Below are 11911 nucleotides of genomic sequence, written 5' to 3' on the forward strand. Positions count from 1 at the left end.
ATGAAGTGCAGTTAAAAAGGTGCTCAGAGTAACGTCGATAGGAATAGTTGCACAAAGTACACTTAAACTCGATTCTAACTCTGTAGTATCGATAGCCTCACCTAAATACCAGCCGTTATATGGATACTAATGAATAAATGTTTAGTGGAATGTGAGAATATTTGTTTTAAAAATGTAACGTGAAGATCTCATGAGTTTCTTTTGACAAAAATCCCCGCAGCGCTTACCATTCAATATAGAAAGAAAGGAGAGGGTAGCCTTGAATTGGCTCGGATCATTGCAGCAATTGGGCAGAGCCATAATGCTTCCTACCATGGTACTGCCGGCGGCAGCCATTTTGCTGAGTTTGGGCAGCTTACCTTGGTCTGCATGGGGACTTTCTTCGGTGTCTGAAGTGGCTACTTACGCGGGGCAGGCAATATTTTATTATATGCCTTATTTGTTCGCTGTAGGTGTAGCATGGGGGTTATCCAATCAAGCCGGAACAGCGGGGCTTGCAGCACTGGCTGGGATGTTCACTTACGACCGAATTGTCACCCAAATGGGAGACGGGCTTGTACAACCTGCAACACTAATCGGAATTTTGCTGGGTATCGTTGCCGGTGTCGCGCAAAACCGGTTTAAAAATATTAAGCTTCCAGAGGCGATCCAGTTTTTTGGAGGGTCGCGTTTTGTTTTGCTGTTCATGGGCTTATTTTCTGCCGGGTTCGCGTGGGTAATGTTAGGAATATCTCCGCTGCTGCAGATTGGGCTGGATAATCTTTTTCAGGGAATATTGCAGACGGGCGGGTTTGGTGTTTTTATCTATGGGGTCCTATATAGGGTTCTGACCGCTTTTGGACTACATCATATTCTTAATAATGTGTTTTGGTTTCAATTTGGGAATTTTACGACTCCTGATGGCAGTGCTGTGGTTCAGGGTGATTTGCCGCGTTTTTTTGCAGGCGATCCAACGGCTGGGATTTTTATGGCGGGGTTGTTTCCGATTATGATGTTTGCGCTGCCTGCCATTGCTTTTGCAATTATTCAGGAAGCGCGCGAGGATTTGAAGCCCAAGATTAAAAAGACTTTTGTGCGGGCGGCGTTGGTTTGTTTTCTGACCGGGGTTTCGGAGCAGATCGAATTTGCATTTTTATTTGCTTCTCCGTATTTATTCGCGGTACATACTGTAATGTCCGGTCTCGCTATGGTGCTGACTTACATGCTGGGAATCCATCACGGGTTCTCCTATTCGGCTGGAGCCATCGATTTCTTCTTGAACATGCATTTGTCACAGAGGGCTTGGCTGCTGATTCCGATTGGTATCGGCTACGGGATTGTATACTATAATTTATTTCGCTGGGCGATTCGCCGTTTTCAAATCCCGACACCGGGGCGTGAAGAAGGTTCAGAGCTTGGGGATTGGGCCGGCAATATCCCTTATCAGGCACCGCTGATCTTAGAGGCGCTTGGAGGCAAGGAGAATATTGTACAAGTGCAGTCCTGTATCACCCGTCTGCGGCTTACCGTTCATAATGACCGATATATAGATACTGGAGCGCTTAAAGGTTTAGGTTCTGCTGGGATTATCAAGCTAGGCGGCGGAAATGTCCAGGTAGTATTTGGCACGTATTCAGAACTGATCCGCGAGGAGATTAATAAGCTTATGCTTCGTGATTTACCGCAGGTGCTGTTCAGTTCGCCAATGCAGGGTAGAATGATGCCCATTGAGGAAGTGCCTGATCACATTTTTGCGGCTAAGCTAGTGGGCGATGGTGTTGCATTTTTGCCGGAAAAAGGGGAACTTACTTCACCCGTATTCGGGAAAGTTATGCACGTCTATCCTACAATGCATGCCGTGGGTATTTCGACGCCGGAAGGGTTAGAGGTACTCATGCATATAGGGATCGACACTTCACAGCTCAAGGGACCCTTTGAGGCGGTTGTAAAAGAAGGCGACAGCGTGGAGCCAGGTCAATTGCTTGTTAAATTCGACCTCGCTTATTTGCGTGAACATGCGGCCTCATTGGCTACACCGATGGTGATCACGAATCCTGATCGAGTCAAATCATGGAGCTATGCTCCATTTAAAAATGTTAAAAAGGGGCAATCATCAGTAATGTCCGTAGTCTTACACGAAAGTAACGTTGGAGGGATTGAAGGATGATACAAGGCATAGGCGCAGCAGCAGGTGTAGCTATCGGGAAGGCCTTTGTCTTGCCGAACTGGGAATGGAGCTTACCGGATACACAAGTGAACCCAGTGGATCTAGCTAAGGAGTTTGAGCGTTTATACGAAGGTATCCGTACCTCTAAGGACGAGATTGAATTCATCAAAAAAGAGTTCAGAGAAGTGGTAGGTCCGGAGGAATCGAGTATTTTTGATGCTCATCTGGCGATCTTAGATGATCCTGTGTTCATGAGTGAAATCCGCGGGATCATTGAGCGCCAGTACAAGGCGGCAGAAGTAGCTGTGAAAGAAGCGATTGATCATTTTGTAGCGATGTTTGATCTGCTAGACGATGAGTACATGAAGGAGCGGGCGGTGGATATCAAGGATGTCGGAAACCGTCTTTTAAAACATCTTTTAGGCGCTCCAGAGGTTACGTTACCATCGGATACACAGCCATATATTCTTGTTGCGAAGGAGTTGTCTCCTTCCCAGCTAGCTCACTTGAATCCAACTTATGTTCTAGGTATTGTCACTATGATGGGCGGTAAAACCTCACATTCCTCCATTATGGCTCGTGCGCTAGGCATTCCTCTTGTAGCAGGCTTGGAGAATAATCTGTCTAATCCTATTCAGACCGGGGACATGCTTGTGATCGACGGTGATACCGGATCTGTACAAATCCATCCAGATGAACTTACGATAAATGAATACGTAGCGATTCGGGATAAACAGCATAAAAAGAAAGAGCAACTGGAACTGCTCGCCACCGTGGAGGCTGTTACCAAGGATGGTGTGAACCTGCGACTTGCCGGCAATATCAGTTCAGTTAAAGAACTCAACATAGCGCTTAAGTATGGAGCTGAAGGCGTAGGCCTGTTCCGCACGGAGTTTCTTTATATGGATCGCAGATCTTTTCCAACTGAGGATGAACAATTTGAAGTGTATAAACAGGTTGTCGAGAAGGTGGGCAATAACACTGTAGTGATTCGTACGCTGGATATTGGCGGGGACAAGCAGTTGGATTATATCCAGCTGCCTGAAGAGCAGAATCCTTTCCTTGGTTATCGGGCGATTCGCATCAGCTTGGACCGATTAGATATGTTCAAAACCCAGCTAAGTGCCATTTTGCGGGCAAGTGCATACGGGAATGTAAAGTTAATGTTTCCAATGATTTCTTCCGTAGAGGAAGTGCAGGCGGCAAAAGCTGTTTTAGAAGAAGTGAAAGCTGAGCTGGAGCAACGAGATATCCCTTTTAACCGGAATCTTCCTGTGGGTATTATGATTGAAGTTCCGGCGGCGGTTATGATTGCTGATTTACTGGCTGAGGAAGTTGACTTTTTCAGTATCGGCACTAATGATTTGGTTCAATATGTGTTAGCGGTAGACCGTATGAATGAACAAATTGCTCATATGTATCATCCGTACCATCCAGCGGTTCTGCGAATGATCCGTATGACGGTAGAAGCGGCACGTAATGCCAAGATTGATATTAGTGTATGTGGTGAAATGGCGGCGGATGAGCGTTCTTTGCCTCTTTGGCTGGAGCTGGGAATTAGAGATCTCAGCATGTCGCCGCAGGCGCTGCTGAAGGTTAAACACCGCACACTGAACACACTGGCCAAGGATGCCAAAAGAATCGCCAAAGCGTGTTTCCACCATCGTACAAGCTCAGAGACGGAAGAAATGTTAACTGCGTTTGCACAAAAAAGTGGTCTTACACTTGGATCAAGCGGGGAACTACAGGAGAAAGCCTCATCCTAAAGTTACCGTAACTTTTATTCAATTCATATCAAGGTTCGGCATTCTTGCCGAACCTTTTTCTTTATTTAAGCCATACTTTTAAAAAAAACAAAACCGTTTGCCGTGCGGCGCAGTCAATACATAGAGAGAGTTACACAGAACCGATTTAAGAATAAAGGCAAGGGGGGAGGCAGGCCGAAAATGGATCACATTATAAATGACGAAATGGAAATGGCTGCTACGGACGAAGAGCTGTTTTATGAGCAAGTGGCTGGACAGAAAAGAAAACTTTATAGCATTGCTTACAGCTATTTGCGAAATGAAGCGGATTCGCTGGAAGTTTTGCAGGAGGCCACCTGCCGTGCATGGATTAAACGAAAAAGCTTAAAAGATGCGGAGCGTTTCGCTCCATGGTTAACACGTATTTTGATTAATTGCTGTAATGATGAGCTGAAGCGCCGAAAGAGGAATACAGTCGCAGAAGCTGCTCGAAGTGATGAGGGGATCATGGAGATGAAAAGTGACCGCAGACTGGACATGGAACAAGCGCTGGATGGAGTGAAACCCAAATATCGCCAAGTGCTGGTGCTCAAATATTACAAGGATATGACCCTTGCCGAGATTGCAGAGGTGCTGGATAAACCCGAGGGCACAGTGAAGACATGGCTGAATAAAGGATTAAAACAACTGCGTGACAAAATGAAGCGGAAGGGGGAGCTATTTTATGGCTGAGTCTGAAGAGAAGCTGCTTAAAGATTATTTTCAGAAAATCGATGCGGAGGCAGAAGAAATTCTGGATGTAAAACTGGACACCGCGATCCGCAAGGGGATGCAGCAAGGGAACCGTTCACGTTTGTCTTTTAGAAAAAAGTACGCTGTTGTTGTATTGGTAGTCTTGGCATTCGCCTTACTTATAATTGTGCCTTGGGCAAATCAGATGATAAATCCCGTACGTGCGCAATTACCTCCAAAAAGCTGGGGTCAGCTTGAAGTGTTTAGACCCGTTATTGCTAATAATCTGACGATTAAATCAGCACTTGATGCGGGGATGATGAAGGAGGTAAATATCTCTTCTCCTGAGGTGGACGGGATAACATGGACTGTTAATGGAATCATTGCAGACCGAAGAGGCATTGCTGTGCTTTATACAATCCAGAACAATACGGATCAGAAGATGCGGCTTTTTGGCTTGTCTTTGAAAAAGACTCCAGAGGATAAATACCACCTTAGTGGATACAGCGGGTTTAGCACTTCTAATGCACAAGAGGTTGGGTCCCCTGGGACGACTCGTATGTATGAGCAAATCGTCTGGGATAAATATCAGGATGAGATACCAGAGGAGTTGAATATCACACTATCGCTTTTTCCAGATGCTCTTGGTCAAGTTTTTAATAACAAGGATATAAAAGAAATGGATGTCAAAATTCCACTGGAAGCTGATAACAATTATTTTGAAGGAGAACTCGTTGATCTGAAGGATAGTCTGTCTATCGGCGGACAGAAAATTATAATGGACCAGGTTTATATTGGGCCTACGGGTATTTATATGCGACAAACCTTTGGCAGAGAGAATACGATGAGGATTTTCAGTTTGCTTTCACCTAAGCTTGTCCTCGGAAAAGGGGATCATCAAGAGGAACTAATGTGGGCAAGTGGTTCGAATATTTACCACAATGACAATATGAGACCTGATGATCCAATCAAACTTGAAGTTGAGGGAATCTCTGCTCTAGATCAGTCAGAGGTCGAGCTAGTGATTAACACGGAAACACAGCAGATTTTAAAGGCACCGGATAACTATCTCACGATTTCTAAACGGACCGCGGATGAGGAGAAGGGGATTATATTATTGGATTTATTGATTCCCAAAAAAGTTGAGGAGTTGCATGAAGCAACCGGTTTTGGGATAGACGATAATTTTGTGGATAGCGCTGGAAGCGGACATTGGCTTGTACATGATTCTGAGGGTTATTCTAGATATAGAGAATACCGTGAGGACGCTAAGGGAACTACAATAACTTATTATCTTAACGTAGGCAACAAAAAGCTGCCTCAACCTTTGACTTTTAGGTTTACAAATTATCCAAATATGATCATGGAGACGGATTCCATGCGGATTAGATAACCATCTGGATTTTAAAACCTCAAATCAAAAGCCCTGTTCCTCAAATTGTGAGAAACAGGGCTTGTTTGATTTTAAACTATATACCTACTGTTTTATTCCCCAGCGAGTGCATCGCAAAAGGCTTTCCCGTATGGCGGAAGATCTGGCGGGCGGCGAGCAGAAATGATATGTCCATCTGTAACCACAGCTTCATCCTTCCAGATGGCTCCGGCATTCTCCATGTCATCACGGATGCCTGGCGTGGAGGTGACGGTTACACCTTCCAGAATTTTAGCGGAAATTAATACCCAGCCTGCATGGCAGATCTGCCCAATCGGTTTTTTAGCCGCATTAAAATCCTGTACGAGCTTTAGAACGGCACTGTATCTACGGATTTTATCAGGAGCCCAGCCGCCTGGAACCAAAATCCCATCATAATCTGCGGCATTAAGCTCGTCCCAGGAGTATTCTGCTTTAGCAGGTACGCCATATTTACCGATGTACGTCTTATCTTTTTCCAGACCTGCCAAGTGAACCTCGGCACCTTCTTCTCTCACCCGATACACGGGATACCAGAGCTCCAAATCTTCAAATTCATCGTCTACGAGTGCTATGACCTTTTTACCGGCTAGTCTCATTTAGTTAAGCTCCTTTCGATTCCCATGATTCTTTCATTATTCTATCAAATTTAAAATATGAAGTCATCTTTAGGGATGTAAATTATAGACAAATTGCCAATTTAATCATTATATGCAATAAAGGAGGGTTTTAATCGAGTAGAGTCGAATATAGAAGTTGAAAAAGTCAAACTTTGTGCTTTATTAATTTTGTGCAAGAGGTGTAGAAGATGTATAAAGATAATTTGATGGAGAAGTTGTGCAGTTGTGGTGGCCTCATGAACTTACATATGCATTCTTTGATTTTTAATACGAAGATGAAGATTACTTATGTTCCTGTCTACACCTGCCCAGAATGCGCTAGTTATGAACCTTTGCAGTTTATTAAAGCAGATCTAGGCAAATTAGTAAAAGAACTCAGTGGAGAGGATCCGGGAAAAGATTTTTTGTTTACGGAGAGAAATGAATTGGCCAGTGTATTAAAAGAATCCTTGTCAGAAACTATAATAGGGGGAATATCAGAACTAGAGACGATAATCCGAGAGAGGATTCAGAGCCGAGTCGATATGCTTCTCGATATCTATCGTTTAGCTGAGAAGCTGTCAGACCAGCATTGGATGGAAGAAACTAGTCGAAGATTGTCTCAATTAACCTTCCAAATGGCTGAAAATGAAGATTATAAAAAAATTGTGTGAAAATAATGAAAATTTTTCACGGAATGTTGGATTTTTCACTCACTTTTTGTTACGATAGATAGAAGTTACATTATTGATGCTCTTGGACAGGTTAACCAGCACTGGTCACAATTTTAATCCAGGGTGACGTTTTCAGCCTTGAAAGAAATTTTGAAAGGAAAATGAAGCGTTATCATTGCACAAATGTACAAAGTGTCGTATCATATTTTTAATTAGTCGAACGATAAAATTTATCGCAATGGAGAGAGTAATTTGACGGTAACCATTTACGATGTAGCTCGAGAAGCAGGCGTATCTATGGCTACGGTATCACGGGTTGTGAATAATAACCCTAACGTGAAACCGCAGACCCGGAAGAAAGTTTTTGAAGCGATTGAACGTTTGGGATATCGTCCCAATGCCGTGGCAAGAGGTCTTGCCAGTAAGAAAACGACAACCGTTGGGGTTGTCATCCCTGATATTTCAAACTCGATTTTTGCAGAAATTGCACGCGGGATTGAAGATATCGCGAACATGTATCATTACAATATCATATTGTGTAACGCGGATAAGCGTAAAGAGAAAGAAATTCGTGTCATTAATACCCTTTTGGAGAAACAGGTCGATGGTCTGCTCTTCATGGGGGGTACAGTAACTGACGAACATATTCAAGCTTTCCAGACTTCTGCAGTTCCGATTGTTCTATGTGCTACACGGGATGAGAAGGGAACTTATCCTTCCGTTGACATCGATCATGAAACCGCTGCTTTTGATGCTGTGAACACATTGATTCGTCACGGTCATCGTGAGATCGCTATGATCAGTGGCACACTGCAGGATCCTGCAAATGGATATGCACGTTTCCATGGTTACAAGAAAGCATTGGAACAGGCAGGAATCGAGTACCAAGAGGATTTGGTACGCATCGGTAACTACCGCTATGAATCTGGTGTAGAAGCAATGAAGTATTTCCTTGGACTCAAGAAGAAACCAACCGCTATTTTTGCGGCAACGGATGAAATGGCTATTGGTGCCATTCACAGTATTCAAGATGAAGGTCTGAAGGTACCGGATGATTTCTCCATCATTAGTGTGGATAATATTCGTATGGCTTCGATGGTTCGTCCTTTGCTGACAACCGTAGCTCAGCCTATGTACGATTTGGGCGCAGTTGCGATGAGACTTTTGACCAAGCTTATGAAGAAAGAAACCGTTGAGAATCCGCGGGTTATCCTGCCTCATGAAACGATTCTCCGCTTGTCGGTTAATCATCTAAATAAGTAATTTAAGAACTGAACAGTTATTCCGTAAAAAGCTCCTTATGGAGCTTTTTATGTTTTTATTTGCTAAATAAATCTTCAAAGGAGGTATTTACTGTGAGTGAAGTCATCGGATTAATCGGAGCGATGGATGAAGAAATCAAGCTGCTTCTAGAGGGTATGGAGGACAAGCGGACAAAAGTTAAAGCAGGTATACAATATTACATAGGAAACATATTAGGAAAATCCGTAGTGCTCTGTAAATCTGGCGTGGGTAAAGTAAATGCAGCAGTTACGACTCAGATTCTAATTGATAATTTTGGCGTATCCCGTGTGCTGTTTACGGGGGTTGCTGGAGCAGTACATCCTGAATTGAATATTGGAGATATTGTTATATCATCTACATGTGTACAACATGACATGGATGCTACGAGGCTTGGGTTCGCAAGAGGCGAAATTCCTTATCAGGAGACTTCCGTCTTCCAGGCAGACCCTGCGCTAGTGCAGCTTGCTGAGAAGGCATGCAATGAGCTAGGTCAAAAGTACTTGATAGGCAAGGTGTTATCTGGTGATCAATTCATTTCTAATGCGGAGATTGTAGCTGAATTAAGAGAGCAAATGGAGGGGGCTTGTGTGGAAATGGAAGGGGCGGCGGTTGCCCAAGTCTGTCATATGAACGCCACGCCCTTTGTCATCATTCGCTCCATGTCAGATAAGTCTGATGGATCAGCTGAGGTGAATTTCAGGGAATTTACAGTACAATCTTCACAACGCTCGCATTCCATATTAGAATTTATGCTGCAGCATATTTAATGCTCAATACATGAAGCGTTGTCTAAAACGTACTCTGTCAAAGGTCTCCTGGGAGGACATGGGCACCTCTTGTCCAATGCGAACCATTAGGCAGTTAGCGGGATGTGAACAAATTTCTGGATCATCCGTAGCATACCAAACCATATTTACGGTTTTCATCAGCCGTTCCATCATCTGGCGATAGGCCCATACGTCCAGCCCACTGCCTTTTAAATCCCAGTGCCAGTAATACTCTGTTGTAAAAACAATACAATTCTCCAATTGCTCCCGCTCAAAAGCAGTAGAAACCAGCAGCCGGCCTAGTCCGGCCCCTCTATAATCATTACTCACCTCTATCGCTCCAAGCTCAATAAGATCCTCCATACCACCCTGTGACCATAACTCCATTTCATCTGGATAATGGAAGGTCACATAGCCTACTATAACGTCATTCTCTACTGCGGTAATTACACGGCCCTCTGGCAAGCTGGCGATCTCTACGAGCGCCTCTTGTTGCTCTAATGGCCTGCGGAAAGCATCAAGGTCCTGATGCATATGCAGGACTTCAAGGTCCTCGGGAGATCGGGGTCCGCTCACAGTTATCGTTCTACCCATATAGGAGAGAGTATGGGAAATAGGGATTTTGCGATGCTCCATGACAGTGCTCCTTTCAGATCAAAAAAATGGTATGTAAACGTTTGCTATGGTATACTAATTCAGACATAAAAAATTCACATTCATTGCATTGACATCATTATTTAAAACATGAGTCTTACCCTTAAAGCTTAAATCAAACGAGTGAGGGAGGCAAGAGTGATGGGTCAAGTCCATAGCGAAATTTTGCCGGGTCGTGTGCAGAGCTCCAATATGTCTGATTATGCGGAGGCAGTAGCCAATTTTGAGTGGGAGGATGTTGAACGTAATTTCTCATGGTATGAAACCGGCAAGGTTAATATGGCCTATGAAGCCGTTGATCGCCATGTGGATGAAGGGCGGGGAGCGGCAACGGCCCTACTCTACAGTGACACTGTACGGGAAGAATCCTATACATTTGCCGATCTACAGGAGCGGTCGAACCGGTTCGGAAATGTATTGCGTAAATATGGCATCGGTAAAGGAGATAGGGTATTTATTTTTATGCCTCGCCAACCGGAACTGTATTTCAGTCTGCTAGGTATTCTCAAAATCGGAGCCATAGCAGGACCCTTATTTGAAGCCTTTATGGAAACAGCAGTTAAGGATCGTTTGGAGGATAGTGGGGCTGTTGCGCTAGTAACTACGCCAGAATTGCTGCATCGGGTCACGCGAGAAGAGCTTCCTGAGCTGCGTCATATTTTTCTAGTAGGTGGAGCAACTGATATTGAGCAAGGAAACTTAGGATTCGCAGAAGAGATGGCTAACGTTTCTGCTGATCTTAATTTAGAATGGCTTGATTTGGACGATGGCCTTATTATGCATTATACTTCTGGTTCTACAGGTAAGCCAAAAGGCGTTTATCATGTGCATAGAGCAATGATTCAACATTATTATACAGGTAGAGTAGTGCTAGATCTACGTCAAGACGATATATACTGGTGTACGGCAGATCCTGGCTGGGTGACCGGAACTTCATACGGCATATTTGCCCCTTGGTTAAACGGGGTGACCAATGTAGTCAGAGGCGGCCGCTTTAGTCCTCAGGATTGGTATAAGACAATCGAACGGAATAAGGTATCTGTATGGTACAGCGCACCTACAGCTTTTCGTATGTTGATGGGTGCAGGGGAGCACTCTTTACAGGGGATTGATTTAAGCAGTTTGCGCCATGTTCTATCGGTTGGTGAACCGTTAAATCCGGAAGTAGTACGTTGGGGAGATAAATTTTACAATCAGCGTATTCATGATACTTGGTGGATGACTGAAACAGGGGCACAATTGATTTGTAATTATCCGTCAATGGATATCAAACCAGGCTCGATGGGCCGTCCGTTACCGGGGATTGAAGCAGCGATTCTGGATGACCAGGGAAATGTTCTCCCGCCTTTTTCTATGGGGAATCTTGCTATAAAAACTCCATGGCCATCCATGATGAAAACGATATGGAACAATCAGACGAAGTATGAGGAATATTTCCGGATTCCTGGCTGGTACATTTCTGGCGATTCAGCTTATATGGATGACGAAGGATACTTCTGGTTTCAGGGACGAATTGATGATGTCATCAACTCTTCTGGTGAGCGTATTGGTCCATTTGAAGTGGAGAGCAAATTAGTGGAGCATCCGGCAGTGGCAGAAGCGGGTGTAATCGGCAAACCGGATCTTGTGCGGGGGGAGATTATTAAGGCTTTTATCTCGCTTAGAGAAGGTTATACTCCAACTGCTGCCTTGAAAGAGGAGATCGCCGCTTTTGTCAAAGCGGGTCTGTCTGCACATGCTGCCCCGCGGGAAATCGAGTTTAAGGATAAACTTCCGAAGACACGATCAGGTAAAATCATGCGGCGTGTACTGAAGGCATGGGAGCTGCATCTACCGACAGGAGATCTATCCACGATTGAGGATTAGAATGAATTGTAAAAAAACACCGTTCCCGGATGA

At 44.3% G+C, this 11911-nt stretch carries 10 protein-coding genes; 8 read left to right on the forward strand and 2 right to left on the reverse strand.

Annotated features, from left to right (window positions below):
- Positions 1-259 precede the first annotated feature (259 nt).
- The 4 genes from MHH46_RS12260 (at position 260) to MHH46_RS12275 (ending at position 6016) form a co-directional block, all read left to right on the forward strand.
- Positions 260-2146, forward strand: a complete 1887-nt coding sequence (locus MHH46_RS12260) for a glucose PTS transporter subunit IIA (protein WP_036686132.1) — start codon at positions 260-262, stop codon at positions 2144-2146.
- Positions 2143-3912 carry a phosphoenolpyruvate--protein phosphotransferase gene (gene ptsP / locus MHH46_RS12265; RefSeq protein ID WP_036686134.1) on the forward strand — a complete coding sequence of 590 codons (1770 nt, stop codon included), beginning with the start codon at positions 2143-2145 and terminating at the stop codon, positions 3910-3912. Before MHH46_RS12260 ends, ptsP begins: the two co-directional genes overlap by 4 nt.
- A 180-nt stretch (positions 3913-4092) precedes the next feature.
- Positions 4093-4623, forward strand: coding sequence for a sigma-70 family RNA polymerase sigma factor (locus MHH46_RS12270; protein ID WP_094902125.1), 531 nt, complete (start codon positions 4093-4095; stop codon positions 4621-4623).
- The gene (locus MHH46_RS12275; protein ID WP_076189860.1) at positions 4616-6016 is read left to right on the forward strand and encodes a DUF4179 domain-containing protein; all 1401 of its coding nucleotides are present in this window, start codon (positions 4616-4618) and stop codon (positions 6014-6016) included. The genes MHH46_RS12270 and MHH46_RS12275 overlap by 8 nt, the downstream gene beginning before the upstream one ends.
- 92 nt (positions 6017-6108) lie before the next feature.
- Here MHH46_RS12275 and MHH46_RS12280 read toward each other — a convergent pair whose 3' ends face one another.
- Positions 6109-6633: a type 1 glutamine amidotransferase domain-containing protein gene (locus MHH46_RS12280; protein WP_076189861.1), complete on the reverse strand. Its 525-nt coding sequence runs from the start codon at positions 6631-6633 to the stop codon at positions 6109-6111.
- 209 nt (positions 6634-6842) lie between these two features.
- Here MHH46_RS12280 and MHH46_RS12285 point away from each other — a divergent pair, with 209 nt between their 5' ends.
- From MHH46_RS12285 to MHH46_RS12295, 3 genes are all read left to right on the forward strand, one after another.
- Positions 6843-7307 (forward strand): hypothetical protein, encoded by a 465-nt coding sequence (locus tag MHH46_RS12285; protein WP_076189862.1) that lies wholly within the window; start codon positions 6843-6845, stop codon positions 7305-7307.
- Between the two features lie 252 nt (positions 7308-7559).
- Entirely contained in the window at positions 7560-8570 is a 1011-nt protein-coding gene (gene ccpA / locus MHH46_RS12290) for a catabolite control protein A (RefSeq protein WP_036686140.1), read from the forward strand.
- Positions 8571-8662: 92 nt separating this feature from the next.
- The gene (locus MHH46_RS12295; RefSeq protein WP_076189863.1) at positions 8663-9358 is read left to right on the forward strand and encodes a 5'-methylthioadenosine/adenosylhomocysteine nucleosidase; all 696 of its coding nucleotides are present in this window, start codon (positions 8663-8665) and stop codon (positions 9356-9358) included.
- A 3-nt stretch (positions 9359-9361) separates the two neighbouring features.
- Here MHH46_RS12295 and MHH46_RS12300 read toward each other — a convergent pair whose 3' ends face one another.
- Entirely contained in the window at positions 9362-9994 is a 633-nt protein-coding gene (locus tag MHH46_RS12300) for a GNAT family N-acetyltransferase (protein ID WP_076189864.1), read from the reverse strand.
- Positions 9995-10153: 159 nt separating this feature from the next.
- Here MHH46_RS12300 and acsA point away from each other — a divergent pair, with 159 nt between their 5' ends.
- Positions 10154-11878, forward strand: coding sequence for an acetate--CoA ligase (acsA, locus tag MHH46_RS12305; RefSeq protein WP_076189865.1), 1725 nt, complete (start codon positions 10154-10156; stop codon positions 11876-11878).
- The last annotated feature ends 33 nt before the right edge of the window (positions 11879-11911 follow it).

This window comes from Paenibacillus sp. FSL H8-0175 (assembly GCF_045040615.1).
Taxonomy (GTDB): domain Bacteria; phylum Bacillota; class Bacilli; order Paenibacillales; family Paenibacillaceae; genus Paenibacillus_AQ; species Paenibacillus_AQ odorifer.

Coding starts and splice junctions, on each gene's coding strand:
- ptsP (WP_036686134.1), top strand. CDS start 2,143: ATGATACAAGGCATAGGCGCAGCAGCAGGTGTAGCTATCGGGAAGGCC.
- MHH46_RS12270 (WP_094902125.1), top strand. CDS start 4,093: ATGGATCACATTATAAATGACGAAATGGAAATGGCTGCTACGGACGAA.
- MHH46_RS12275 (WP_076189860.1), top strand. CDS start 4,616: ATGGCTGAGTCTGAAGAGAAGCTGCTTAAAGATTATTTTCAGAAAATC.
- MHH46_RS12280 (WP_076189861.1), bottom strand. CDS start 6,633: ATGAGACTAGCCGGTAAAAAGGTCATAGCACTCGTAGACGATGAATTT.
- MHH46_RS12285 (WP_076189862.1), top strand. CDS start 6,843: ATGTATAAAGATAATTTGATGGAGAAGTTGTGCAGTTGTGGTGGCCTC.
- MHH46_RS12300 (WP_076189864.1), bottom strand. CDS start 9,994: ATGGAGCATCGCAAAATCCCTATTTCCCATACTCTCTCCTATATGGGT.
- acsA (WP_076189865.1), top strand. CDS start 10,154: ATGGGTCAAGTCCATAGCGAAATTTTGCCGGGTCGTGTGCAGAGCTCC.